Here is a 24,906-nt window from a genome sequence, read left to right on the forward strand (position 1 = left end):
CGCAGATCCTGCAGGCCCCTTTGTGCTGCCGGTCACGACCCGAGGAACAGGCGTTCACACGGCAGGCGCGGTAGCAGTCGGCGGTCGTCAACGGTTTCGCGAATCAATTCGATTGTGCACCAGCGCCTTCGCCGCCAGTCGTGGAGCAGATTGCGTACCGCCGCCGCGGTGGCGGTGTAGTCGAACGCCACACCGGCCACCGAGATCCGAAGGTGCAGATCACCTTCGGTCGGGAACCATCGTTCGGCGGTCACGGCTTATCTCCTCGTCTGGACAGGGCCTTACACCTTCACCATGTCGACGGCGTCCGGCTCCTGCGGTGTCCGCGGCCCGTGGTCATCGTCGACCATGGTCCGCTCGTCGAAGGGCAGTTTGCGGTCGAGGACCGAGTGGACCCCCTCCATATCGATGGTCTTGGTCCAGGTGCCGACCAGCACGGTGGCGACGGCATTGCCCGAGAAGTTGGTCAGCGCACGGGCTTCGGACATGAACCGGTCGATGCCGACGATCAGGCCGACGCCGTCGAGCAGTTCGGGGCGATGGCTCTGCAGTCCGCCCGCCAGGGTGGCCAGACCCGCGCCGGTCACCCCGGCCGCACCCTTGGACGCGACGATCATGAACAGCAGCAGGCCGATCTGCTCACCGATATTGAGCGGTTTGCCCATCGCGTCGGCGATGAACAGCGACGCCATGGTCAGGTAGATGGCGGTGCCGTCCAGGTTGAACGAATATCCGGTCGGCACAACGACACCCACGGTGGTGCGTTCGACGCCGAGATGCTCCATCTTCGCGATCAGCCGCGGCAGCGCGGACTCCGAGGAGGAGGTGCCCAGGATCAGCAGATACTCGCGCGCCAGGTAGCGGACCAGCTTGAAGATCGACACCCGCGATACCGCCCACAGCAGCACGCCGAGCACACCGAAGATGAAGACCAGACAGGTCAGGTAGAACGCGACCATCAACAGCGCCAACTGCTTCACCGCGTCCAGGCCGGTCTTGCCGACCACATTCGCGATCGCGCCGAACGCGCCGATCGGGGCCAGCCACAGAATCATCGACAGGATCCGGAACACCAACTTCTGCAGCGAGGCGACACCGCGCAGAATCGGCTCACCGGTCGCACCCATGGCCTGCAGCGCGAATCCGACCAGCAGTGCGATGAACAGCGCCTGCAGCACGCTGCCCGTGGTCAGCGAGGAGACCAGCGTGGTCGGGATGATGCTCTGGATGAAGTCCCAGGTGCCGCCCGCGGCATGGGCCTGATCGGCCAGTTTCGCGCCCTGTTTGGCGGTCTTGGCGATATTCATGCCGGAGCCCGGCTCGAGCAGATTGCCGACGACCATTCCGATGGCGAGCGCCACCGTCGACATGACCAGGAAGTACCCGAGCGCAAGCCCGCCGACCTTGCCGACATTGGCCGCCGAGCGCACCGATCCGATGCCGAGCACGATCGTGCAGAAGATGACCGGCGCGATCATCATCTTGATCAGATTGACGAACATGGTGCCCAGCGGCGCCACGTCCTGACCGAATTCAGGCGCCAACCAGCCGACCAGAATTCCCGCGATTACGGCGACGATCACGCCGAGATACAGCCAGTGGGTACGGTCGCGCGGCTGCCGTTTCTGCACATCGCTCATAGCGGGAAAAGTCCTCTTCATTGGTACCGGGGTGAGGTGGCTCACGCCATCACGTGCACAATGTTGGCTCTGGAGGTGACGGCGGTCACGCTTTGGTGCATTACGTTCAATGGCTCGAGGAAAGACAGTGTTGCGCGGTGAGAAGTACGGGGGACGTGGTCGGCTATCGCTGGCCGGACAGGCCTTCGTACTCCAGCTCGTGGTGCTCGGGCTGGTTATCGGTATCGGGGCGGTGCTCGCGGTGCTCGACGCCCGGCACAACAGCGATGTCACCACCTCGCGGGAAGTCACCGATGTGGCGGTGACCGTCGCGCAGGCGCCCTCCACCGTCGAGGCACTGCATACCCCCAACCCCACCGCGCTGCTGCAACCGGTGACCGAGCGGACCCGCCTCCAGACCGGCATGGACTTCATCGTGGTGATGGCACCGGACCGGACCAGGTACACCCACACCATGCCCGAGCGCATCGGGCAGCCGTTCAGCGGCAATATCGACCGCGCACTGGCCGGGCAGACCTTCACCGAGACCTTCACCGGCACGCTCGGTCCCTCGATCCGGGCGGTTACTCCGGTCTATGACAACGGGCGCATCATCGCGTTGGTCTCGGCGGGCGTCACCCGGGCACGGATCGGCGATCAGGTCGGCACGCAGCTGCCGTTGATCCTCGGTGTCGCCGCCGCTGGCCTCGCGGTCGCGGCGGCGGGTTCGTTTCTGTTGAGCCGCCGGATCCGCCGCCAGACGCACGGTCTCGCGCCCGATGAGCTGCGCACGCTGTATGAGCAGCACGATGCGGTGCTGCATTCGATCCACGAGGGGCTGGTGGTTTTCGGACCGACCGGTCAGCGCGCGGAGGTGGTCAACGATGAGGCGCGCAGGTTGCTCGATCTGCCCGACGGTATGGTCGTGCGCGGCGATCTGCCGATCTCGATGCAGCGCATGAGCTGGGGTGTGGTCCGTGATGAGATGCATGTGACCACGGATCGGATTCTGCTGGTCAATCAGGATGTCGTCACCTGGGAGCGCCGGCCGATCGGCACCGTGATCACCATTCGCGACCACACCGAACTGCGGACTGTGATGGGCGAACTCGATTCGGTGCGCGGTTTCGCGGAATCGCTGCGCGCGCAGGCGCACGAGTCGGCCAATCGGCTGCACACCGTGATCACCATGGTGGAGCTCGGCCGCTACCGGGAGGCGGTGGAGTTCGCGACCGCGGAACTGCAACTGTCCCAAGCCCTTATCGATCGGCTGCTGACCTCGGTCGGCGACCCGGCCTTGGCGGCGCTGCTGCTCGGTAAGGTGAACCAGGCCGCCGAACGCGGCATCGAGCTGACGATCACCGAGGATACGGCGCTCGATTCGACCGCGCCGCTGTCGGCACAGGAGACGGTGACGCTGGTGGGCAATCTGATCGACAATGCCATCGACGCGGCCGCCGAGGGCGCCGATGGATGGGTGGAAGTTACTGTGCGCCAACAGGATTCGAACCATGCCTGCGATCCGGCGGGGGCCGATCCGACGCTCGCGATCGAGTTGGCCGCGGGGTTCGATACGGCGCGATCGGCGAACGGGGATTCGGCGCTGTTCGTCCGGGTTGCCGACAGTGGACCCGGAATGTCCGCCGAGACCTTCGCCCGCGCCGCCGAACGCGGCTATTCCACCAAAGCCGACCACCAAGGCCTCGGCCTGGCACTGGTACACCGACTGGTCGACCGCCACGGCGGTGTGATCGGTACCGAACGAGATCCGGAAAGCGCCGTGACAGTGACGATTCCGCGAAAGGACGCGCGATGATCCGAGTGTTGATCGTCGAGGACGAGCCATTGATCGCCGAGGCGCACCGCGCATACGTCGAGCGCATTCCCGGCTTCACCCCGGTCGCCGTGGCGCATACCGGCCGCGAGGCAATGCGCGCCGCCGCCGATGCCGCCGCCGATAGTGCGCCGATCGACCTGGTGCTCATGGATATCGGCCTGCCCGACGCCAGCGGCCTCGACGTCGCCGCCGCGCTTACCGGCCTTGCGCCGCGCCCCGACGTCATCGCCATCACCTCGGCCCGAGACCTGGCCATGGTGCGCACCGCCGTCTCCTACGGCGTGGTGCTGTATCTCCTCAAGCCGTTCACCTTCGCCGCCTTCCGCGACAAACTCGAACGCTACCTCGAATTCCGCACCGCCCTCCCCGCGGGCGAAACCGCCGTCTCCCAACAGGACATCGACCGCGCCCTCAGCGCGCTACGCACCTCCGACCAACGCGCCACCGCCCCCAAGGGCGTTGCCCCACAAACGCTCGACGAAATCTCCCGCACCGTCCGCGACGCCCCCGGCGGAATCACCGCTGCCGACACCGCAACCACCGTCGGCGTCTCCCGCATCACCGCCTGGCGCTACCTCGAAAAGCTCGCCGATGACGGCCTGGTCGACCGTAAATCCGACTACGGCCGAGCAGGCCGCCCCAAAACCCGCTACATCTGGAAAATCCGCCCGGAGTAAGACGCCCGGAGTAAGACGTAAGCGCTCAGACGTCGGTGGAGAAGCGGATGCCGCCGTCCGGGATTTGGACGCCGGGCCAGACTCGAGCGCCGCGTAGTAGTTCGCAGCGGGCGCCGATATTGGCGCCGTCGCCGATGACGGCGTCGCGGACGAGGGCGCGGGGGCCGATGCGGGCGCCGAAGCCGATGATGGAGCGCTCTACGGTGGCACCGGCTTCGATGCGGGCGCCGTCGAACAGGACCGCGCCGTCGAGGCGGGCTCCGGCACCGACCTCCGCGCCGCGGCCGACGACGGTGCCGCCGATCAGCACGGCGCCGGGGGCCACACCGGCACCCTCATGGACCAGGGATTCGCCGCGCTGACCGGGCAGGGCCGGGGAGGGGGCGATGCCGCGGACCAGGTCGGCGGAGCCGCGGACGAAGTCCTCGGGGGTGCCCATATCGCGCCAGTAGGACGAATCGACATGGGCTTGGACGCGGGCGCCCTCGGCGAGCAGTGCCGGGAAGACCTCGCGCTCCACCGAGACGGGGCGGCCCGCCGGGATCTTCTCGATGTATTCGCGGCGGAAGACGTAACAACCGGCGTTGATCTGGTCGGTCGGCGGATCCTGGGTCTTCTCCAGGAAGGCGGTGACCCGACCGTCCTCGTCGGTCGGCACGCAGCCGAACGCGCGCGGATCGCTCACCCGGACCAGGTGCAGTGTCACATCCGCATTGGTGGACTCGTGGGTGTCGAGGATCGCACCGAGATCGGTACCGCCGAGCACATCACCGTTGAACACCATGATGTTGTCCGCGCGCAGCTTGGGCAGCACATTGCGAATCCCACCGCCGGTACCCAGCGGCTCGGTCTCGGTGACGTACTCGAGCTCCAGACCGAGTTCGGCGCCATCGCCGAAATGCTCCTCGAAGACCTCCGCCCGGAACGAGGTGCCGAGCACCACATGGCTGATACCGGCATCGGCAATGCGGGCCAGCAGGTGGGTAAGGAACGGCAGCCCGGCCGTGGGCAGCATCGGCTTGGGCGCCGACAGGGTCAGCGGACGTAACCGCGTGCCCTGACCGCCGACCAGAATCACGGCGTCGGTGCCTGCATTTCCTGCCATCATGCTCCCCTGTTCACAGTGGATCGTCCTCGCTGGTGCACTCGACATCTGCGACACCAGTTCAGTGCCCGGCGACACGCGCCGGGCACCATCGCGCCGTAGTTGTGACGCTAGCCCTGAGCTTCCTGCGCCTGTTGACGCAGCGCAGATCGAACCGCAATTCGGGAACGGATCGCAAGTCCGGCCCGCAATGCCAGCCGCAACGGCGCCTGCCACCAGTGCGGATGTCGATCGGCCTGGAATCGGTATGCGCTCGCGTGATGGGCGGGCAGCATGATCTCGGGATGGCGTGCGGCCGCATGTCCCTTGGCATGGGTGACCTCGGCATCGGGCACGAAGACGTTGTGCCAGCCCGCCTTGCCCATCCGGTCGCCGAAGTCCACATCCTCCATGTACATGAAGTAGCGGGAGTCGAAGCCGTCGATCGAATCGAAGGCCGCGCGCCGCACCAGCAGGCACGAACCGGACAGCCAGCCGACGGCCCGCTCGGAGATCTCCTCATTGTCCTGGCGGTAGCGCAGCGTCCACGGGTTCGACGGCCACACCGTGCCGAGAATGGCATGTCCGGCGCCGTCGAGCAGACCCGGGACCGAGCGCGCCGAGGGGTAGACGCTGCCGTCGGGTTCGCGCACCATCGGTCCGAGCGCACCCGCGCGCGGCCAGCGCTTGGCGGCGGCGAGCAGTTTGTCGATCGAATCGGCACCCCAGCGGATATCCGGATTGGCGATGACGATGAATTCGACGCTCGGATCGATCTCCGCGACCGCCCGGTTGATGGCGCCGCCATAGCCGATATTGCCGCCGGTCCGCAGCAGTCGCACGTGCGAGTTCGCCTCCGCCGCCAGCTCCGGCGTCCCGTCCACCGACCCATTGTCGGCAAGAATCACCTGTGGCTTCTCGCTGGTGGCAGTGGCCAGGGTGGTGATGAAGTGCTCGAGGTGCTCGCCAGGTGAGTAGGTCACCGTGACGACGACAAGCCCGCCAGGGGCCACAGAATCGCTCACGACTGCGCCTCGCTGACGCTCGGCTCCGTCGTGCGCGAAGGCGCGCTGTGTCTTTGGTTCACTCGCTGACGCTCATTCACGACCGCCCAGCCTAGCGGGACAACCCCGACAGCGCGTCCCCGAGTGCGGCCTCCCACGACCGCAGCGGAGTCAGTCCGGCATCGGCCCACGAGCGATTGGACAATACCGAATATGCCGGGCGCCGTGCGGGTCTCGGAAATGCGGTCGAGTCACACGGACGGACCCGAGTCGGGTCCGCGCCGATTCCGGCGAATACCGCCCGGGCGAAGTCGAACCAGCTGGCCTGGCCGGAGTTGGTCGCGTGCAGTACCCGGGGCGCATCCGGCCGACCAGCCAATTCCAGTAGTCCCTCGGCCAGATCGGCGGCGTAGGTCGGGGAGCCGAGCTGATCGCTGACCACGTCGACGGTGTCGCGTTCGCGTTCCAGCCGCACCATGGTGGCGACGAAATCGCTTCCGCGCCCGGTGTATACCCACGCCGTGCGCACCACATGAGCGTGTGGCGCCAGTTCCAGCACGGCCTGCTCGCCCGCCGATTTGGATCGGCCGTAGACGGTCGCGGGATCGGTCGGGTCATCGGTTTCGTACGGCTTTTCGCTGGTACCCGCGAACACATAGTCGGTCGAAATATGGATCAGTCGGGCGCCCACCCGCGCACAGGCCGCGGCGACTACGGCCGGTCCGGTCGCGTTACCGGCGAAGGCGGCCTCGGCATCGGATTCGGCCTGGTCGACGGCGGTGTAGGCGGCGCAGTTCAGCACCACATCACCCGGCTCGAGTACCGCGCGCACGGCATCGACATCGGTGATGTCCAACTCACCGTGCCCGAAGGCGCGGGCGGCGGGTGCGCGGCGCAGGAGTTCGCGGCCCAACTGCCCGCCCGCCCCGGTCACGACGAGACGCGCGGCTACGGTCGAGGAGGGCGATATCGCGGTCACGGGCACGAGTCTGGCACGCCGTGAACCTGCGGTTGAGGTCCGCTCGGATAACCGTTGGTTAGCCTTGAGGCAACGGAGACGGGGGTACCGGAGGCGGGGCGGTCGAGTCAGCAACGCGTCGACTGCGATGAAACCAGCGCTGCGCAGGCAGAACATCAACTGGGAGCGCTCGGCGAGCACAGTGCGTGCTCAGGATTGATACCCGGGTTCGGCGAGAGGATGCAGTGGTGCGGCAGATGGACGGGGCGACAGCGCCGTCGCAACTATCCGGGGCCGAGGGCGGCTTCGGACCGCTGCGCGCGTTGATCGCGATCGGGGCGGTGCTGGTCCTGCTCATCACCGGATTCGCCTGGCACAGCGTGGACTCGCTGATCTCGAGTATCGAACGCATCGGCGGCCTCGGGCTCGGCGGTGGCCGCGACGGCGCCGTCGACATCCTGCTGGTCGGCGTGGACAGCCGCACCGACGCGCATGGCAATCCGCTCAGCAATAATGAGCGCGCCTTGTTGCACGCGGGTGATGAGGTGGGTACCAATACCGACACCATCGTGCTGATCCGCGTTCCGAACGACGGCCGCTCCGCCACCGCGATTTCCATCCCACGCGACTCCTATGTCGACATTCCCGGCATGGGCAAGGGCAAGATCAACTCGGCCTACGGCGCGACCAAGGAGGCCCAGCGGCTGAAGCTGATCAAGCAGGGCGTCTCGGAGGCAGACGCGGAAAAGCAGTCCACGCAGGCGGGCCGGCAGGCGCTGATCAAGACCGTCTCCAATCTCACCGGCATCACCGTCGACCATTACGCCGAGGTCAGTCTGCTCGGCTTTGTGCTGCTGACCGATGCGGTCGGCGGGGTCGACGTGTGTCTGAACAATCCCGTCGACGAATGGATGTCCGGCGCCGACTTCCGCGCGGGCCGCCAGAAGCTCGACGGCCCAGAGGCTTTGAGCTTCGTGCGTCAGCGCCACGATCTCCCGCGCGGCGATCTGGACCGGATCGTGCGCCAGCAGGTCTTCATGGCGCAGTTGGTCGGCCAGGTGCTCAGCGCCAAAACGCTCGGCAATCCCGGCAAATTGAAGAATCTCAGTGATGCGGTCGGGCGCACCGTTGTGCTGGACGATGATTGGGATGTGCTGGCGTTTCTGCAGCAGCTGAAGGATCTGACGGGCGGTCAGGTCAGCTTCGAGACGATACCGGTCGCCGATCTCAATGACACGACCAGCGACGGTGAATCGGTCGTCCGGGTCGATCCGAAGGCGGTCGCGGCGTATGTGGCGGGGCTGGTCGACGGCAAGTCCGCCGATCATGGCGAGCCGACGATCGATCCGGCCTCGGTGAGCGTCAGTGTGTTCAATGCGAGCGGGGTCGGCGGACTTGCCGCTCAGGTGGCACACGCTTTGCAGGCCAAGGGATTTCAGGAGGGACTGGTCGGCAACTACACCGGGCCCGCCGTCACCGGCAGCCGAGTTCTCGCGGTGAATACCTCGAATCCGAAGGCCAAGGCGGTCGCGCAGGCACTCGGCGGGCTGACTATTGTCTCCGATGCCTCGATGTCGCCCGATTCGGTCAGCGTCATACTGGCAAGCGACTACTCTGGTCCGGGCTCGGCCGCGGGCCGCATGTTCGACTTCTCCGGAACGTCGAGCACCGCAACGCCCGTGCCACCCGCCCCACCGATCGACGCAGGCCAGAATGGACCGAAATGCGTGAATTGACCATGCGTGAATTGACCGATGCGTGACCAAGACCAGAAACTGACCCTCACCGAGGCGGTGCTGGATCCGATCCTCGAACGCGATCCAGCGGGTCCACGCGTCACCTACTACGACGACGCCACCGGCGCCCGGATCGAGCTGTCCGGGCTTACCCTGGCGAACTGGGCGGCCAAGACCGCCAATCTGATTCGCGACGAATTCGGGTTGAGCCCGGGTGCCAGGGTCGCGGTGCTGCTGCCAGCACACTGGCAGACCGCCGCGGTGCTGCTCGGCTGCTGGTGGGCCGGGACCGAGGTGGTGCTCGGGCCCGATCCGGACGCCGATCTGGCGCTGACCACCGCCGAACGGCTGGCCGAGACCGACGGCATCGCCGAGGTCGCCGCACTCTCGCTGGACGCCTTCGGGCTGCCGGTCCGCGATCTGCCGATCGGCATCACCGATTTCGCCACCTCCGTTCGGGTACACGGGGACCATTTCCTGCCGCGCGGCACCGGGGTGGCGCTGGATGGTATGCCGGTCTCCGAGGTGCTGGCCGAGGCCAGGAAATCCGCATTGCGGCAGGGGTTCGGCGAGGGCGACCGGGTGCTGTCGAGCACGTCCTGGGATACCGCCGCCGAACTGATCGACGGATTCGTCTCGGTACTGGTCGCAGGGGGCGCGCTGGTCCAGGTGGTCAATCCCGATCCGGCCCTGCGCGAGCGGCGCATCGAATCCGAGCGGGTCACCGCGCAGCGCGGCTGATCTCCTACTCCGGTATAGGTGGGCGTCCGACCATAGGACGTTCCACGCACGCCGGTCGATTAGTACGGTGGAGCTATCGCACAACGATGGGGTTGGTGAGATGAAGCCGCAATATTGGTTCCGCTGGTTGTCGACGCAGGGTGCGCCTCGCTTGGCCATGCGCACGCAGGCGCGGCGTGGTGATCCGTTCGCCCAGCTGATGGGCGGACCGGACGGCCTGGCCGATCCCTACCCGCTGATCGAGCGGCTGCGTGGGCAGGGTCGGCTGCTGCGCACCCCGATCGCGTGGGCCAGCTTCGACTACGATCTGTGCCGAAGTGTGCTGCGGGACACCCGGTTCGGTGTGCGCACCACCGATACCTTCAATATTCCGAAGCCGCTGCAACTGCTCGCCGAACGGCTTCCGTTGCCGCCCAATCCGGTCGAGCCGCCGTCGATGCTGGTCATCGACCCGCCGGAGCATACGCGGATGCGCAAGCCGGTCGCCTCGGCCTTCACCCCGCGGGCGGTCGGCAGATTGCGGGATCGAGTCGAGACGGTCACCGAAGAACTGCTCGACGCGCTGCCATCGGGTGGCTCGGCCGATCTGATCGAGTCGTATGCCGCGCAGGTGCCGATCGCCATCATCTCGGAAATGCTCGGCTTCCCGGAAAAGGACCGAAAGGTATTTCTGGACTGGGGCGATCGCATGACCCCGCTGCTCGATGTCGGGATCTCCTGGCGGGCGTTTCGGCAGGCGCTCGGGGCGATGGAGGTGATGAACCATTACCTCGACGGGCATATCGCGCGACTGCGCCGCGAACCCGGGGACGATATCCTCAGCAGCCTGGTCACCGCCGGTGAACTCGATGACTTCGCGCTGAAGGCGAGCGCCAGTCTGCTGATGGGTGCGGGATTCGAGACGACGGTCAACCTGATCGGCAATGGTGTCGCCCAATTGGTTGCGCACCCCGAACAATTGGATCGGTTGCGCGCCGAACCGGACCTCTGGCCGAATGCGGTCGAAGAGGTGCTGCGCATCGACGCCCCGGTGCAGACGACCGCGCGAATCGCATCGACCGACTTCGAATTCGAAGGTATCCAGCTACACAAGGGCAGCACGGTCGTGCTGTCGCTGGCGGGCGCGAATCGAGACCCCGCGGTCTTCGCCGATCCCGATGTCTTCGACGTCGGCCGCGCGAATGCCAAGGAGCACTTGACCTTCAGCAGCGGCATACACGTGTGTCTCGGTGCCAGCCTGGCCCGCATGGAAGCCACCTTCGCGCTGCAGTCGCTGTTCGAGCGCTTCCCCGACCTGCAGCTGGACGGGACGCCGCAACGCCGAAATTTGTTCACGCTGCACGGATATGAGCGAATGCCGGTCCGCCTCGGCCACCGCGCGGCCACCCCCGAACCGACTGCGGTCTGACTTCCGCCGGGTGGCCGATGCCGCGGGCAGCGGATGCTTTGTGCAGCGTTGCAGCACCACAAGCCGGGGCGACGAGCGCCGACTGCCACGTCGCACCGCTTCGGACCGAGACCCGGTAGGCGATGACCGCCTACCGGGAGTCATCGGCGACCGGGTCCGTGTACCACGGCCGGACGGTGTCAGATGCCGTGGCGACGATCGCCCAGCACCGCTTCGCACAGTTGTGCTTCGGCTGCCGCCGAGAACGGTTCCCGGTACGCCGCGACCGCTCGGCTGGTCTCCTCGGTGACCAGGTCCGCGTTGATCTGGGCGGCTGCGGCCGCACCCGCCGCTGCGGCCGAGCCGACCTGGGCCATCAGATCGGTGACATTGCCCGCGGCCCAGACGCCGGGGATATCGGTTCGGCCGGTCGGGTCGGTGGGGATGTACTCACCGACCCCGGCCGGGTGTTCGGTCGGGCGCAATCCGAGGGTGTCGAAGAAGTGCGCGCGGGCCACCATTCGCGACGCAACGGTCACCACATCGCGGGCGACCACGGTGCCGTCGCTCAACCTGACTCCGGTGAGACGGTCGTCGACGATGTGCAGAGCGGCCACCACACCGTCCACCACGCGAATACCGGTGGCGGCCAACTGCTCCGACTGCTCGGCGGTCAGCGGTGAATTTGTGTGCGCGAAGTAGCTGACATCGGCACTCAACTGCCGAAAGAGCAATGCCTGGTGCACCGCCATCGGCCCGGTCCCGAGCACGCCGATTGCCCGATCGCGAACCTCCCAGCCGTGGCAGTACGGGCAGTGGATCACATCCCGGCCCCATCGCTCGCGCAACCCCGGCACCTCCGGTAACTCATCGACCAGTCCGGTGGTCACCAGCAGTCGGCGCGCCCGCACCGATCTGCCGTCCACGGTCACCGTGAAGCCGCCCCCGTCGCGGACCACGGCGGTGACCTCCCCGCCGACCACCTGTCCGCCGTAGCCGCGGACCTCGGCGCGACCGCGCTCCAATAACTCCCCGGGCGGGGTCCCTTCGCGGGCGAGTAGTCCGTGTACGCCCTCGGCCGGGGCATTGCGCGGACGGCCCGCATCGAGCACGACCACCGAACGTCGCATTCGAGCCAGCATCAGCGCGCCGCTCAATCCCGCGGCGCCGCCGCCGATCACCACCACTTCATAGTCGTCTTTCAGCTGATCGGTCGCAGCGCCGCTGCGACCGTTGTACTCGGTCACAGCTGCGCCTCGCTGGCGCTCGCCTCCGCTGCGACCGTTGGTGCTGTGTTGACTGGTTCCCTCGCTGCGCTCGGTCACAGCTGCGCCTCGCTGACGCTCGCCTCCGCTGCGACCGTTGGTGCTGTGTTGACTGGTTCCCTCGCTGCGCTCGGTCACATGACCACCTCCTCCCGACGACCATGCGGGACCGGCGGCGATCTTGGCAATCAAACTTGCTGATATGGCAAACTTGCGGCATGGATGACGACCTCGGCAATGCGCTCGACGCGGTCGGGCCTCGGCTGCGCACGCTGCGTCGCCAGCGCGAAACCACATTGGCCGACCTGTCGGCGGCGACCGGCATCTCGGTCAGCACCCTGTCCCGTCTCGAATCCGGCGCCCGCCGTCCAACCCTCGAACTACTGCTGCCGCTGGCCCGGGCGCACGGCGTCACCCTCGACGAACTCGTCGACGCGCCACCCACCGGCGATCCGCGCATCCACCTGCGGCCGATCACCCGCCACGGCATGACCATGCTGCCGCTGACCCGCCGCGCGGGCGGCATTCAGGCATACAAACTCGTCATACCCGCCAACACCCGCAGAGAACCCGATCCGCAAACCCATGAGGGCTACGAATGGCTCTACGTCCTCAACGGACGCCTGCGCATCGTCCTCGGCGAACACGATGTGGTCCTCACCCCGGGTGAGGCCGCCGAATTCGATACCCGCGTTCCGCACTGGTTCGGCACCGCCGATTCCGAACCGGTCGAATTCCTCAGTCTCTTCGGCAAACAGGGTGAGCGCGCCCACCTGCGCACCAACCCCAAGCCGAAATCCCGTTAGCGACGGCACCCGCACACAGTGCGGTGCCCGGTCCGGTGCGGCGAGAGGTGCCCGCATCGAGGACATGTGCGGTTCGATGCGTTCCGACGACTCCTCAGCTGAAGCCGACCGCTTGTTCACCCCAGGCGGTGTGCAGGTCGCGGTCCGGATTGTCGATCACCCGGTCGATATTGTCGATGAGCAGGGTGGTGCGGGTGTCGGGGCGGTACGGCGGCCAGTGTTTGGAGCCGTCAATGGCCGCGGGGACGCCGTGGGTGGCGAAGGCGAGCCAGCGGCGCTGCATGCGACCGGAGACCTCCATGGCCACCTTGCGGCCACCGAGCCAGAAGGTGGGGTCGTGATTCAAGGTGCCGAAATTGCCGAAGACATAAGGCAATTCGGTGGCATGACCGGCACCGACGCGAGCCGCCTTCAGCATCGGGGTGGCATGGTCGAAGCGGTACATCCAGGTCGGCGAGTGCGCGGCGTGGCCGTCGGCGACCCAGTGGGCCGGCATACGGAAGGCCGCATCGGTCGACATGGCCAGTGCGCCACGGGTTTTCGCGAGATCCGGGTAGGCCGAGGTGATTTCGGCGATGCGCTCGGGCGACATATCGGGATGGTTGGCGGCCACATCGCGCAGCATCGCGTTCACCGCGTCCGGGGTCACCGGCATGATCGGCGAACGCAGCACCCGGAACAGAGATGCCTCATCCTTATTGGTGCCGATGATCAGCGGCACGCGATGTGAACGGCCGCGCTGAAAGGAGTCGATCGGGTAGGTCGGAACCAGGTCGCCGTCGACGACCGGCGCGGCGGCCAGTCGGCCCGGCTCCCGCAAGGGAATCTCGTCGAGCAGTACGCCCGCCGCGGTCACGATCCGCTCGATCGGGCATTCCAGTAATTCGTTCGCGCGGGCGAACGGCAATTCCATCAGTTCCAGAAAGCGTCGCGCCACACCGGCGGCCCGCTCCTGGCCGAAAACCGTTGTCGCAGGCGGGCTTTGCGCAATAGCCCGGTGGAACAGCCCGACCGCTGGCGGCGAAGTCAGCAATGCGGTCACGCATCCGGCGCCGGATGATTCACCGAACAGCGTCACATTTCCCGGATCGCCGCCGAATGCGGCGATATTGTCGCGCACCCATTCCAGTGCGGCGAGCTGGTCGTGCAGGCCGAGATTGGGCGTGAATTCGCTGGACAGCGATGACAAATCGAGGAAGCCGAGCGCGCCGAGCCGGTAGTTGACCGTCACCACCACGACGTCACCGGATTCGGCCAGCTTGCGGCCATCGTAGATGCCCTGTGCCGCGGTGCCCAGGCAGTAGGCGCCGCCGTGCAGCCACACCAGCACCGGCCGTGGCGCACCGGTATCGGCGGAACTGCGGGGCGAGAACACATTGAGCCACAGGCAGTCCTCCCCCATGCGCAGACCGGAGTCGACCGGGACCATATTGCCCATCGTCTGCGGAGCGATTTCGCCGAAGGTCGTGCACTCGCGGATCCCGTCCCATGGCCGCGGCGGCTGCGGTGGCCGGAACCGATTCGGGCCCGCCGGTGCGCAGGCGTACGGGATGCTGCGCCATACCGCGACCGATCCGTCCCACCGTCCGCGCACGCGGCCCCAGGTCGTTTGCGCTACCGGCTCGGTGTCGCCGACCTCGGAGTCCGGTTCGGTATCGAACTGAGTGGTCATCTTCCCGCACCTCCTGCCCACGACCCGGGCAGTGCGCTGCGAGTTTGCTCCGGCCGGGTCCAGCGCCTAGCGATCTCTTATTCGAGAGTACGTGCACCCGGACAGTTGGACGGGTTAGTCGCATCACTGCACCCGGCGCTACGCTGGGCCGATGCCGAGTTATAGCTTCCGATGCCGCAGCTGTGGCGACACCTTCGATGTCAATCGCCCGATGGCGGAGGCCTCGAATCCGGCGGTCTGCCCCAATGGCCATGACGACACGGTCAAGCTACTGACCACATTTGCCACGGTCAGCAGGGGTAGCGCTGGCACAGCGTCGCCCGCTCCGGCACCGCGGCCCGCTGGCGGTGGGTGCTGCGGTGGTGGATGCGGCTGCTGATTCGCCGATGATTCGAGCAAGGTGATCTATGTGGCATTGATCACATCAGCACTGCTGATCGTGGACGCCGTGTCACCCCATGGTCTTCGCGAACTGGGGTTCATGAGCGTCGTGGGGTGGTGATCAGTCGTGCTTATCGGCGTGGCCGAGGTCGCGGTCGGGGGCCACTCGGTCGCGTACCCGCTGTTTGAGTACGGCGATATCGGGAAAACCGCCGTCCGCCTTGCGTTCCCAGACCTGGTCGCCGTCGACGGTGATGCGGAAGACGCCGCCGGTGCCCGGGATCAGGGCCACCTCACCGATTTCGGTGGCGAAGGTGCTCAGCAGTTCTTGCGCCATCCAACTCGCGCGCAGCAACCAGCGACATTGCGTGCAGTACTCGATCGCGACACGTGGCATGGGTGGCACGCTACCGGTCATGGTTCGATGACGCCGTCGAGGTAGACCCAGGCGCCGTCCACGCGGGTGAATCTGCTGACCTCGTGCAGCGAGCCGCGGCGCCCCTCGGCGCGGAAGTGGGCGATGAACTCGACGGTGCCCGCATCGTCGAATGGTCCGCCGCGTTCGGTGCGCAGGATCTCCAGAAAGAGCCAGCGCTGGTCCGGATCCAGCTCGAGCGTCTTCGGACGGGTGCGCGGATGCCAGGAACGCAGTAGGTATTCGGCATCGCCGAGAGTGAATGCGGTATAGCGCGAACGCATCAGCGCCTCGGCCGTCGCCGCGGGCCGCTCCCCCGCCAATACCGGTCCACAGCACAGACCGAACGGTTCTCCACGCTTACACGGGCACGGCCGCGACTCGTCCATATTCCGAATCTTGCTCGCCGCGCGGACCGCTTCGCACATGGGGGTATTGCGGCCGAGTCGAGCGGCCTCGATGCTCGCCGACCGGAATCACCGAACCGACCAAGATCAGACACGGCCGACACTCGGGCGATGACGCCGCTGCTATCTGATCTTGATCCTCGAGGTGCGATCGAGCCGCCTGAGCGCGAAGGGATTTCGAGGGCGAGTGCTCGGCGACTTGGATGTTCTTGGGGCTATACAAACAACTTTGGCGTGTCGCTCGGAGTGTCGCTCTATAGCGCGCCAAAATCGGCGATCCGGCAACTCCAAGGCGACGAATCACCGGGTGTATAAACGCAAGTGTCGGCACCGATCAAGGAGCCCACCATGGGAGTGTTGAACATCTTGAGTACCGGTTCGTCCATCGCCGCGACCAGCCTCTCGCTGCTGGCCAGCATCCTCGACCTGTTCTCTCTTTCCTGACCCAATTCCACCTCGCGATGCGAATGCCTTGCGGCACAACAGCATCGAATCGCACGTCGATCCGCGATCGACGACGACACCGTCACATGGGCGCGCACAGCCAGGCCTGCCGCTGCGCGGCAATCCCAACGCGCGACCCGCTGATACGTGGTCGCACCGTTGGTCTTTCGATGCACGGCCCTGCCTTCGCGCGGTGTAGCGATGCGCGGCGCTGCCATCTCGCGGTGCGGCGATGCCATCTCGCGGTGCGGCGATGCCATCTCGCGGTGCGGCGATGCACGGCGCTGCCATCTCGCGGTGTAGCGATGCACGGCGCTGCCATCGGGTCGGTGCGCGAATACTGATGTGCCACTGCGTGTTACGCGACCAGACGGTACGTGCCCCGCTCTTACGCACGCTGCCAGCGCGCGACCCCCTATCGCCCAGGCTGCTGATGCGTGACCCCGCTCTTGCGCAGGCTGCCGGCGCGCTCGCGCCAAGCCCGGCTGCTGGCACGCGACTTGCCCGGGTGGGATCGCACCGTGCGCGGCTACCACCGCGCGAACGTTTCGGCGCGCCGATGCGGTCACCGGACCGCGGAGGCGGCCAGGGATGTGGCGATGGCGGCGGTTTGGTCGCGCCAGCGGCGCAGTTCGGTGACGCTCGGGGCGAGTTCGTAGTCGTGGTGATGCGCGGCGCGCGACAGTGCCGACCACACGGTGGCCACTTGGGCGGCGGTGTCGTGACCTGCGAATACGCGTAGGGCGAGCAGTTGTGCACGCATCGGGCAGCGCGCCAATTCCGGTGCTACCTGTAACCACAGTTCGTCGACGGACTGCTCCAGCGCGAGCCGCAGGATCCATACCGTCGCTCGCGACCACAGCCCGTCTGCATCGGTCACCGACCCGTCGAGCAGCCGATCCACCGCCTCGAACCGCTCGGCCACGGTCGGCCGCGGCGGAGTCGCCCGCACCGCGCCCTGCCGACGCCCGCCACCCTTCCGACCTACGTCGCCCCGCCGACCTACTCCCTGTCGACGGCCTCCGCCCCGCCCTCCAGTTCCGCCCTGCTGACCCGTCTTCCGTCGCGATCCCTCCGCGCCCCGTCCATTCCCAGACTCCGCACTACCTGGTCCGCCTGCACCGCCACCCGAACCACGTGCACCACCGCGCGCCCCGCCCACAACACCACCAGGTCCACCCGCACTGTTACGAGTGCGCGGCCCACCTGCCCCGCCCACACTCCCGACACCCAACTCGCCCGCACCACCGCGCGGCCCACCTGCACCGCCACCCTGCCCGCCCACACTGCCGACATCCGGCTCGCTCATACCACCGCGCGGCCCACCTGCACCATCACCGCGCCCGCCTACATCACCACCACCGCGCGGCCCGCCCACATGCTCGCCTGCATCGTCTCCAGGCCTGCCCGCACTACCACCATCCCGCCCGCCCACACCACCGAGCCTGCCCGAATCACCAACCCGCCCACCCACACTCCCGACACCCAACTCGCCCGCACCACCGCGCGGCCTACCTGCATCATCACCATCCGGCCCGCTCACGAGCGCGGCCCCGGGGCTGTCGGGATCACGACACAGCAGTCGTTCATTGCCGCAACCAGCCGACGAACTTTTCGGTGTCCGCGATCAGGTCGCGCATGCTGCGGCCGATCGGTACGTGCGCGCCCGCGGTGGCGTCGCGCAATGCATCGACGACCCATTTGCCTTCGCGGGCAAGGTGTTTGTTGAGATCGTCGACGCGGCCGCCGATACCCATCACCGCAAGTGCGACCATCGCCCGGGTCGTCTGCGCGCCTTCGATATGGCGCTCGACGTCGCGGTGGTCCATGCCAGCGGCCAATAGATTTCGGCGCGCCCTGGCCAGGCTCGCTGCCTCCACGGCCGAGCGGCAGCAGGTGGCCACCAGTTCATCGGCGATCGCCGGGGGCAGCTGCGGGGTACGCACCAGTGAGCGTGCGTCGTCGAGATAGCGGCGGATGGGGTCACTGGACATCCGCACCTCCACCACCGAGCGCTCGCGCCGCTGTACCTCGAGCACGCTGGCGTCGAGTTGCATCCGCCGCACCGCTTCGGCCAGCCGCTCGTCATGGGTGAACACGACCACCTGTCGCGTCCACGCCATCACCTCGAGCACCCTGGCCAGCCCGTCCACCTTCGCCGGATCCATTGCCTGCACCGGATCATCGATCATGACGAAGCGGAAGGGACTGTCCTCCACGGTCGCTCGCGGCAGGAACAGCGAAAGTCCAAGGGCGTGCAGCTCGCCCTGACTCATCACGCCGAGCGCGGCCCCGTCCACCTCGTCCACGGTGACATCGAGCAGTACCCGGCGCGCGGTTCCGGCATTGCCCTGCAACCGAATCGCGCCGAGCTCGACATTGCTCTGCTGACGCAGCGTGCGCCAGACCCACCGCGCCGTGGTCTCCAGCGGCGCCATCCGCTCCCCGCGCAAACCGGCCGTCGCGAATTTCAGCCAGTCCTCGGCGCGTTTGAGGGTGCGCAGTTCACCGCCGTTCGCAACGATCGCGCGTGCCCCGTCCAGCCAGGCGGTGATGCGCGGCACCAGTGGCGACCACACCTCGTCGAGGCGGTTCAATTCCTTGCGGGTGCCCTGCTGCAATAGCTCGAGCTCGTCGAGCAGGCGCGCGTGCGCACCGCGCAGCCGATCGGGTAGGTCCGGGGAGTAGTCGGCGCCGGTCAGCGCCGCCCAGTCGGTCCAGGCTCGGCGTACCGCGGTGGTGTCGACGGTGGGCGGATTGCGCGGATCGAAATCCAGCTCCGGCGGAATGTGATCCGGCAGTGCCCGAGCGTCACGAACGGCCTGCCGTAGCGCGTCGCGTGCGGTCGCGAGCGCGTCGACCCGCGAGGTCAGCTCGGTCATCGCCGCCTCCGCACCACGCAACCAGGCCGCGTCGAGCTCTCCGCGCCCGCACACCGGACATGCGCATTCCCCGCTGGCGGCAACGTGATCGCGCGCCCGGCGCAGCAACTCCAGCACCCGCAGATCGGCCTCGGCATCGGCGGTCGAATCGCGCGCGAGCACCGCACGGCACTGTTCGAGGCGCGCGGCTATGGCTTCGACCTCGGCACCGGTGGGCAGGGCGAGGCGCACGATCGCGCGCAACCCGTCGGGACCAACCGGATGTTCGTTCGTGCCGAGCACTTCACGGCCGATCGCGGTGAGATCCGGCCGATCCGGGCGCAGCAGCGCCGCCATCCGGACCGCACGATCGTCGGCCACCGTCTCCAGCGCGGCGACCAGTTCGATACGTTCCTGGCGCGAATCACGCACGGCGCGTTCGAGTTCCAGTCGACGTGTACGGATTCGCTCCTGCGCCACGGTCAATTCATCGAGGCCGAGCAGCCGGTGCAACGCGTCGAACAGATCGCTCGGCTTACCGTCGACGAGTGCGCCGAGTTCGCTGTAGGACAGGAAGGGTCGATACAGCTCCAGCAGACCGGCCCAGCGTGCGCCATCGAAATCCATTGGCGCGGTGCCGGGTCGCTGTTCGGTCCAGTGCGCCTGACCCAGTTCCGCCTGTGGCGCCCACTCTTTGGCGATGGTCAGCTCGGGATCGGCTCCGGTGGTGAGCAATTCGAGCTCGACCCGCGCTGACGTGCCGTCGTGCAGATTGCGCCAGCCCTCGCGCCAGGCCGCCGACCGGCCGTCCCATCGGCGATTGCTGCCGGTGAGCACCAGTTCGGCGGCCTCGGCGAAACTGGACTTACCACTTCCATTGCGCCCGACCACCAGGGTGAGACCGGGACCGGGCGGCAGCTCGAGGGTCGCCTCCGGGCCGATGCCGCGGAAGCCGCGCACCCGAATCGCGCGCAGGAAGATGCCGGCGCCGTCGAATTCGGTTGCCAGATTATTGGATTCACCGCCGCCGAGGGCGCGGAGCACGGCATGTGCGACGTCGGGGGTGACGGCCGGATCAGCGGCGAGTCGCCGGGATACCACCTCGGTCAGGCGCGGCACCGTCGTCGCAGGATCTGTTCCCGGATCTGAACGCATAGGCAACCCCCTACACCACCGAACCGCGGCAAGTCCTCCAACCCCGAACCGGGTATCACTGTCGAAAGCTGAGCGAAACGCTACCCGATGGTGTCGAATTCGCCCACAGCAGTGCCGGTTCGAGTGGGTTCGAAGTGTGGGGGCGAATCTGCCCGCGGGGATGGTATGGCCATCGAACAGGCTGGGCCCCGCTCGATGTCCACCCCTCGCCAACCCCGGCGGGCAGCTCGATGGTGTGTCACCCGATTTGGGTGGCTCGGTCGGAGCCGAACAGGACAGAATGCCAGAATCAGGCAACCAGCGCAAGGCGACAAGGCCGCCGAATATGGCGTTCGCGCAGCGTCTTCCGGTAAAAATGTCCGTTCACCACCCAACTTGTCGGTGGGCCGAGGTAGAAATCCGTCAACCGAGAAACGGGGGAAATATGACGCACACTCGATCCGGAGCCGCCGGATGAACCAGGCGGGAGCAGTCAAATGACCGCGCCATGGACCGAAGACCAGGTCAACGCATTGGCGCCCGATGCGAGCTCACTCGCCGCCGCGCGCAAGCTCGCCGGGCGCTGGCAGGGCACCGGCCAGTCGGACACCGCCCTGTGGGGCCTGTGCAAAGGCAGCGGAGCCAAGCCCTATCAGACGATCGTCGATCTGGCGGGGCCCGCGTACAACTGCTCATGTCCCAGCCGCAAGTTCCCGTGCAAGCACGCCCTATCGCTCTTGCTGAACTGGTCGGGTGGCGCGGTCACCGAGACCGCGCCGATCGCGGACTTCGCGGCGGAATGGATCAGCGCACGTGCGGCCCGCGCCGCCCAGCCCGCCAAGGACCCACAGACCCGTACGGCGAACCCGGCCACCGCCGAACAGCGGCGGGTGCGGGTAACTGCGGGCCTGGAAGAGCTCGACATCTGGCTCGGCGATCAGGTGCGCACCGGGCTGGCGCAGACCGATCGCTCGTTCCGAGCCTTCGAGGCGATCGCGCGCCGGATGGTCGACGCCCAAGCGCCGGGCGTCGCCGCCGCGCTGCGACAGCTGCCGACCACCGTGGTGAACCGGGCAGATTGGCCGGACGTCGTGCTGGCCGAATACGCCAGGCTGCACCTACTGATCGCCGCGCACCGTCGCCTCGACGAGCTGTCCCCGGAATTGCAGGCCAGCATCCGGATCCATATCGGCTATCCGATGCCCACCGAGACCGTGCGCGCCCAACCGGCGGTCCGCGACCGTTGGCAGGTCCTCGGCATCCGCACCAGTGAAGAGGAGCGGCTCTATACCCGCCGAACCTGGTTGTACGGCAGACAGACGCGGCGCTGGGCCATGCTGCTCGAACACTCCTTCAATGCGCCGAACTTCTCGACGGAGGTGCCGCTGCCCGGTCTGATGGCCGACGCGGAGCTGCACTACTACCCGGGCGGTGCGCCGCTGCGCGCGCTGTGGGGTGAGCGGCACGGTGCCACCGAACCGTTCACCACATTGCCGGTGCTCGACGGGACGATCGCCGCCGCACTGGACGCGCACGCCGGGGCGCTGGGCGCTGACCCTTGGCTGCGGTCACGTCCGGTGCTGCTCACCGATGTCGTACCGGTGTGGACCGAAAATGGCTGGTACATCACCGAATCCGACGGCACCGCACTGCCCGTCGCGGCCACCGAGCAGCCGTGGCGGCTACTCGGGGTATCGGGCGGGCATCCGGTGACGCTGGCCGCCGAGTGGAGTGTCGCCGGATTGGTCCCGATCTCGGCGTTCATCGCGGGTGAGATCGTCGATATCGGCAGCACGGAGTACGCGACATGGGGAGCGTCGAATTCGCCCGCCGCACCGCTGTCGGAGGATCTGACCTCGGTGGCCCTGCTCGGCACGGCCCGCAGGGCATTGGATACCGCATGTCTCGACGCCCCGGTCGCGGCGGCGGCGACGCGGTTGCGCAGTGACCCCGCGCTGGTACTGCTCGAATCGGCCGCGCTGCACGGCGCCTTCGTCCGCGGTGGCACCTCCATTGCCAGGGCCACCGTGCCCGAACCCGCCCAGGATGACGCTCGGCGACTCATGCCGAGGGCTGCGGCCGCCCGGCTGTCCCGGCTGCTGCGCGACCGGTCCGCCTTCCTGCCCGAATGGTTCGCCGCCGCAACACCATTCGACTACCGCGCACCGGACGCGCTGTGCAGCCTGCTGCTCGAGCAGGCGAAGGCGAATACCGAGTTGCGCGAGCCACTGCTGCGCCTGGCCGGAACCCGCGGTCGATGGCTGGCCGACCGGCATCCGCAATGGCGAGACCTGGTGCGGCAGGAGCATTCCGCTGCACCGACGGAACAGAGCTGGCAGTTCGGCCGGCCACCCGAGCGCCGGGAATGGCTGGCCGAGCTGCGTCGTCGCGATGCCGACGCGGCGCGGGCGGCACTGGCCGCGTCCTGGCCGAAGGAATCCGGCCCGCTGAAGGCGGAGCTGCTCGCCGTACTCGCCGACGGGATTGCGGCCGCTGACGAACCACTGCTGGAATCGGCGCTGGACGATCGGCGATCCGATGTCCGGCGAGTCGCGGCGGGACTGCTACCGCTGCTGCCGAATTCGGCATTCGCCGAACGCATGCAGCGACGGGCTGGCGACTGGGTCACGGTCGAACACCAGCTGCTGCATGCGAATCTGATTGTCCGTGTTCCCGAAGAGCTCGACGACGCCGACCGCAGGGACGGCATCACCGATCGCACCGTGGAATTCACCTACCGCTGGGATGGCGCACCGGACCTGCGTGCCGGGCAGCTGCGCCAACTCATCGCCGCAACACCGCTGACGCACTGGGAGTCCGCACTCGGCGCACCGGATAAGGCCACCCAGGCCAAGATCGTCGATCGGTTCCGGCAGCCACTGTTCGATGGCTGGGTGGATGCCGCACTGGCACAACACGATCCGACCTGGGCTCGGGCGCTGTTCGATGCCGGGGTGCCGACCGATCTGGCGATGCTGCGGCGACGCGAACTGTTCGCCCTGCTGCCGCTGCCCGATCGCACCCGGCATCTGCTCCAACTCGACGGTGCATGGCTCTCGGAACTGGAGGCCCTGCTGCCCGCCATGGGACATCCGTGGCCGGAACCCCTTGCCCAACACCTGCTGCTGTTGTTGTTCGAACGCGCGCGTGCCGCGGCCAAACGCCCCGAGGCGCATGGCACCGGCCCGAGCACACACCGGTCGCTGCTCGCCGCTGCGGCCGTGCACCTACCCGTCGGCGCGGCACGGGCGGCCACCGCGGTGGCTCGCAAATGCGCCGACCCCAGCTGGGAACGAGCCTTCGATCAGCTCGCCCATGACCTCAACCACCGCTCGATGATGCTCGAGGAGTTGCAGTGACGACCACTACCACCGCCGATACCACGCCGGAGCTGTTGCGCCCGCATGCCGAACAGGCCTTTGCCGATGAACTGCGGGCACTCGCGGCGCTCGACGATCGGCCGCGTCCACCGTCCTGGCAGCTGTCCCCGTGGGCGGTGGTCACCTATCTACTCGGCGGCACGCTCGACGATGGCACCGTGATCACCCCCAAATATGTCGGGCCGCGCAGGCTCATGGAGGTCGCGGTCTCGACCCTGGCGACCGATCGGGCGCTGTTGCTGCTCGGCGTGCCGGGCACGGCGAAAACCTGGGTATCGGAACATCTTTCGGCCGCCGTCAGCGGTGCGTCGACGCTGCTCGTACAGGGCACATCGGGCACCGCCGAAGAGGCGATCCGCTACGGCTGGAATTACGCGCGCCTGCTCGCCGAGGGCCCGAGTGAGGGCGCGCTGGTGCCGTCACCGGTGATGACCGCGATGAGCCGCGGCGCGATCGCCCGTATCGAGGAACTCACCCGCATCCCGTCCGATGTGCAGGACGCGCTGATCACCGTGCTGTCGGAGAAGACACTGCCGGTACCGGAACTCGGCATGGAGGTGCAAGCCGCCAAGGGCTTCAACGTCATCGCCACCGCCAATGACCGCGACCGTGGCGTCAACGATCTGTCCTCCGCGCTGCGCCGCCGCTTCAACACGGTGGTGCTCCCGCTGCCCGCCAGCGAGGACGAGGAAGTCGCCATTGTCACCCGCCGCGTGGAACAGCTCGGCTCGGCACTCGAGCTGCCGACCGTCCCCGCCGCGGCCGAGGAGGTGCGCCGCGTGGTGCGCGTCTTCCGGGAGCTGCGCTCCGGCATTACTGCCGACGGCCGCACCAAGCTCAAATCCCCCTCCGGCACCCTGTCCACCGCCGAAGCGATCTCGGTGATCACCAACGGCATCGCCCTGTCGGCCCATTTCGGCGACGGCACGCTGCGCGCCTCCGATATTGCGGGCGCGGTTCTCGGCTCGGTGATCAAGGATCCGGTGGCCGATGCCGTCATCTGGACCGAATATCTGGAAGCCGTTGTCCGCGAACGCCCCGACTGGTCCGACTTCTACCGCGCCTGCCGCGAGGTCACCGGATGAGGTTGCGGTCGAA

Annotated in this window: 22 protein-coding genes; 9 read left to right on the plus strand and 13 right to left on the minus strand. The window is 67.4% G+C overall.

Going from position 1 to position 24,906, the window contains the following annotated elements; all coding sequences use genetic code 11:
• Positions 1-32 precede the first annotated feature (32 nt).
• Both ACWEO2_RS23965 and ACWEO2_RS23970 read right to left on the minus strand, forming a co-directional pair.
• Complete coding sequence (locus ACWEO2_RS23965) at positions 33-254, minus strand: hypothetical protein (RefSeq protein ID WP_452407340.1); 222 nt, start codon at positions 252-254, stop codon at positions 33-35.
• Positions 255-281: 27 nt separating this feature from the next.
• Positions 282-1,640 carry a cation:dicarboxylate symporter family transporter gene (locus tag ACWEO2_RS23970; protein WP_452407341.1) on the minus strand — a complete coding sequence of 453 codons (1,359 nt, stop codon included), beginning with the start codon at positions 1,638-1,640 and terminating at the stop codon, positions 282-284.
• A gap of 109 nt (positions 1,641-1,749) precedes the next feature.
• On the opposite strand from ACWEO2_RS23970, the gene ACWEO2_RS23975 reads away from it, so the two are divergent.
• Together ACWEO2_RS23975 and ACWEO2_RS23980 are read left to right on the plus strand one after the other, a co-directional pair.
• Positions 1,750-3,435 (plus strand): sensor histidine kinase, encoded by a 1,686-nt coding sequence (locus ACWEO2_RS23975; RefSeq protein WP_452407342.1) that lies wholly within the window; start codon positions 1,750-1,752, stop codon positions 3,433-3,435.
• On the plus strand, positions 3,432-4,133 hold the full coding sequence (locus ACWEO2_RS23980; protein ID WP_452407343.1) for a response regulator: 702 nt from the start codon (positions 3,432-3,434) through the stop codon (positions 4,131-4,133). The genes ACWEO2_RS23975 and ACWEO2_RS23980 overlap by 4 nt, the downstream gene beginning before the upstream one ends.
• A 25-nt stretch (positions 4,134-4,158) precedes the next feature.
• Here ACWEO2_RS23980 and ACWEO2_RS23985 read toward each other — a convergent pair whose 3' ends face one another.
• The 3 genes from ACWEO2_RS23985 to rfbD form a co-directional block, all read right to left on the minus strand.
• Positions 4,159-5,238: a sugar phosphate nucleotidyltransferase gene (locus tag ACWEO2_RS23985; RefSeq protein WP_452407344.1), complete on the minus strand. Its 1,080-nt coding sequence runs from the start codon at positions 5,236-5,238 to the stop codon at positions 4,159-4,161.
• A 110-nt stretch (positions 5,239-5,348) separates the two neighbouring features.
• Complete coding sequence (locus tag ACWEO2_RS23990) at positions 5,349-6,242, minus strand: glycosyltransferase family 2 protein (RefSeq protein WP_452407345.1); 894 nt, start codon at positions 6,240-6,242, stop codon at positions 5,349-5,351.
• Positions 6,243-6,333: 91 nt separating this feature from the next.
• Complete coding sequence (gene rfbD, locus ACWEO2_RS23995; protein ID WP_452407346.1) at positions 6,334-7,200, minus strand: dTDP-4-dehydrorhamnose reductase; 867 nt, start codon at positions 7,198-7,200, stop codon at positions 6,334-6,336.
• 236 nt (positions 7,201-7,436) lie between these two features.
• Between rfbD and ACWEO2_RS24000 the strand changes: the two genes are divergently transcribed.
• The 3 genes from ACWEO2_RS24000 to ACWEO2_RS24010 all read left to right on the plus strand — a co-directional run bounded on the left by ACWEO2_RS24000 (position 7,437) and on the right by ACWEO2_RS24010 (position 11,064).
• Positions 7,437-8,915: an LCP family protein gene (locus ACWEO2_RS24000; protein ID WP_452407458.1), complete on the plus strand. Its 1,479-nt coding sequence runs from the start codon at positions 7,437-7,439 to the stop codon at positions 8,913-8,915.
• Positions 8,916-8,933: 18 nt separating this feature from the next.
• On the plus strand, positions 8,934-9,656 hold the full coding sequence (locus ACWEO2_RS24005) for a TIGR03089 family protein (RefSeq protein WP_452407347.1): 723 nt from the start codon (positions 8,934-8,936) through the stop codon (positions 9,654-9,656).
• A gap of 100 nt (positions 9,657-9,756) precedes the next feature.
• The gene (locus ACWEO2_RS24010; protein WP_452407348.1) at positions 9,757-11,064 is read left to right on the plus strand and encodes a cytochrome P450; all 1,308 of its coding nucleotides are present in this window, start codon (positions 9,757-9,759) and stop codon (positions 11,062-11,064) included.
• Positions 11,065-11,243: 179 nt separating this feature from the next.
• On the opposite strand, the gene ACWEO2_RS24015 is transcribed toward ACWEO2_RS24010, so the two are convergent.
• Positions 11,244-12,290, minus strand: coding sequence for an NAD(P)/FAD-dependent oxidoreductase (locus ACWEO2_RS24015; RefSeq protein ID WP_452407349.1), 1,047 nt, complete (start codon positions 12,288-12,290; stop codon positions 11,244-11,246).
• Between the two features lie 236 nt (positions 12,291-12,526).
• Between ACWEO2_RS24015 and ACWEO2_RS24020 the strand changes: the two genes are divergently transcribed.
• Positions 12,527-13,114: a helix-turn-helix domain-containing protein gene (locus tag ACWEO2_RS24020; RefSeq protein WP_452407350.1), complete on the plus strand. Its 588-nt coding sequence runs from the start codon at positions 12,527-12,529 to the stop codon at positions 13,112-13,114.
• A 94-nt stretch (positions 13,115-13,208) separates the two neighbouring features.
• Here ACWEO2_RS24020 and ACWEO2_RS24025 read toward each other — a convergent pair whose 3' ends face one another.
• Positions 13,209-14,786 (minus strand): carboxylesterase/lipase family protein, encoded by a 1,578-nt coding sequence (locus tag ACWEO2_RS24025; RefSeq protein ID WP_452407351.1) that lies wholly within the window; start codon positions 14,784-14,786, stop codon positions 13,209-13,211.
• A gap of 151 nt (positions 14,787-14,937) precedes the next feature.
• On the opposite strand from ACWEO2_RS24025, the gene ACWEO2_RS24030 reads away from it, so the two are divergent.
• Positions 14,938-15,165 (plus strand): FmdB family zinc ribbon protein, encoded by a 228-nt coding sequence (locus ACWEO2_RS24030; protein WP_452407352.1) that lies wholly within the window; start codon positions 14,938-14,940, stop codon positions 15,163-15,165.
• Positions 15,166-15,288: 123 nt separating this feature from the next.
• Here ACWEO2_RS24030 and ACWEO2_RS24035 read toward each other — a convergent pair whose 3' ends face one another.
• The 6 genes from ACWEO2_RS24035 to ACWEO2_RS24060 form a co-directional block, all read right to left on the minus strand.
• Positions 15,289-15,564 (minus strand): SelT/SelW/SelH family protein, encoded by a 276-nt coding sequence (locus tag ACWEO2_RS24035; RefSeq protein ID WP_355176974.1) that lies wholly within the window; start codon positions 15,562-15,564, stop codon positions 15,289-15,291.
• 17 nt (positions 15,565-15,581) lie between these two features.
• Positions 15,582-15,971, minus strand: a complete 390-nt coding sequence (locus tag ACWEO2_RS24040; RefSeq protein ID WP_452407353.1) for a YchJ family protein — start codon at positions 15,969-15,971, stop codon at positions 15,582-15,584.
• 1,027 nt (positions 15,972-16,998) lie between these two features.
• Entirely contained in the window at positions 16,999-17,385 is a 387-nt protein-coding gene (locus ACWEO2_RS24045; protein WP_452407354.1) for a hypothetical protein, read from the minus strand.
• A gap of 50 nt (positions 17,386-17,435) precedes the next feature.
• Positions 17,436-17,729 (minus strand): hypothetical protein, encoded by a 294-nt coding sequence (locus ACWEO2_RS24050; RefSeq protein ID WP_452407355.1) that lies wholly within the window; start codon positions 17,727-17,729, stop codon positions 17,436-17,438.
• 51 nt (positions 17,730-17,780) lie between these two features.
• Positions 17,781-17,957 carry a hypothetical protein gene (locus tag ACWEO2_RS24055; protein WP_452407356.1) on the minus strand — a complete coding sequence of 59 codons (177 nt, stop codon included), beginning with the start codon at positions 17,955-17,957 and terminating at the stop codon, positions 17,781-17,783.
• A gap of 62 nt (positions 17,958-18,019) precedes the next feature.
• On the minus strand, positions 18,020-20,449 hold the full coding sequence (locus ACWEO2_RS24060; RefSeq protein ID WP_452407357.1) for an AAA family ATPase: 2,430 nt from the start codon (positions 20,447-20,449) through the stop codon (positions 18,020-18,022).
• Between the two features lie 476 nt (positions 20,450-20,925).
• Here ACWEO2_RS24060 and ACWEO2_RS24065 point away from each other — a divergent pair, with 476 nt between their 5' ends.
• Complete coding sequence (locus ACWEO2_RS24065; RefSeq protein WP_452407358.1) at positions 20,926-23,787, plus strand: DUF5691 domain-containing protein; 2,862 nt, start codon at positions 20,926-20,928, stop codon at positions 23,785-23,787.
• Positions 23,784-24,893, plus strand: a complete 1,110-nt coding sequence (locus ACWEO2_RS24070; RefSeq protein WP_452407359.1) for an ATP-binding protein — start codon at positions 23,784-23,786, stop codon at positions 24,891-24,893. The genes ACWEO2_RS24065 and ACWEO2_RS24070 overlap by 4 nt, the downstream gene beginning before the upstream one ends.
• Positions 24,894-24,906: the final 13 nt, after the last annotated feature.

The sequence above is a fragment of the Nocardia sp. NPDC004278 genome (assembly GCF_053602975.1).

Bases quoted from the DNA above. Each gene is read 5' to 3' on its own strand.
- ACWEO2_RS24055 (WP_452407356.1), bottom strand. From the start codon at position 17,957: ATGATGCAGGTAGGCCGCGCGGTGGTGCGGGCGAGTTGGGTGTCGGGA.
- ACWEO2_RS24000 (WP_452407458.1), top strand. From the start codon at position 7,437: ATGGACGGGGCGACAGCGCCGTCGCAACTATCCGGGGCCGAGGGCGGC.
- ACWEO2_RS24050 (WP_452407355.1), bottom strand. From the start codon at position 17,729: ATGTCGGCAGTGTGGGCGGGCAGGGTGGCGGTGCAGGTGGGCCGCGCG.
- ACWEO2_RS23975 (WP_452407342.1), top strand. From the start codon at position 1,750: ATGGCTCGAGGAAAGACAGTGTTGCGCGGTGAGAAGTACGGGGGACGT.
- ACWEO2_RS23970 (WP_452407341.1), bottom strand. From the start codon at position 1,640: ATGAGCGATGTGCAGAAACGGCAGCCGCGCGACCGTACCCACTGGCTG.
- ACWEO2_RS24020 (WP_452407350.1), top strand. From the start codon at position 12,527: ATGGATGACGACCTCGGCAATGCGCTCGACGCGGTCGGGCCTCGGCTG.
- ACWEO2_RS24025 (WP_452407351.1), bottom strand. From the start codon at position 14,786: ATGACCACTCAGTTCGATACCGAACCGGACTCCGAGGTCGGCGACACC.
- ACWEO2_RS23985 (WP_452407344.1), bottom strand. From the start codon at position 5,238: ATGGCAGGAAATGCAGGCACCGACGCCGTGATTCTGGTCGGCGGTCAG.
- ACWEO2_RS24035 (WP_355176974.1), bottom strand. From the start codon at position 15,564: ATGCCACGTGTCGCGATCGAGTACTGCACGCAATGTCGCTGGTTGCTG.
- ACWEO2_RS24065 (WP_452407358.1), top strand. From the start codon at position 20,926: ATGACCGCGCCATGGACCGAAGACCAGGTCAACGCATTGGCGCCCGAT.
- ACWEO2_RS24040 (WP_452407353.1), bottom strand. From the start codon at position 15,971: ATGGACGAGTCGCGGCCGTGCCCGTGTAAGCGTGGAGAACCGTTCGGT.
- ACWEO2_RS24005 (WP_452407347.1), top strand. From the start codon at position 8,934: ATGCGTGACCAAGACCAGAAACTGACCCTCACCGAGGCGGTGCTGGAT.
- ACWEO2_RS24010 (WP_452407348.1), top strand. From the start codon at position 9,757: ATGAAGCCGCAATATTGGTTCCGCTGGTTGTCGACGCAGGGTGCGCCT.
- ACWEO2_RS23980 (WP_452407343.1), top strand. From the start codon at position 3,432: ATGATCCGAGTGTTGATCGTCGAGGACGAGCCATTGATCGCCGAGGCG.
- ACWEO2_RS24030 (WP_452407352.1), top strand. From the start codon at position 14,938: ATGCCGAGTTATAGCTTCCGATGCCGCAGCTGTGGCGACACCTTCGAT.
- ACWEO2_RS24060 (WP_452407357.1), bottom strand. From the start codon at position 20,449: ATGCGTTCAGATCCGGGAACAGATCCTGCGACGACGGTGCCGCGCCTG.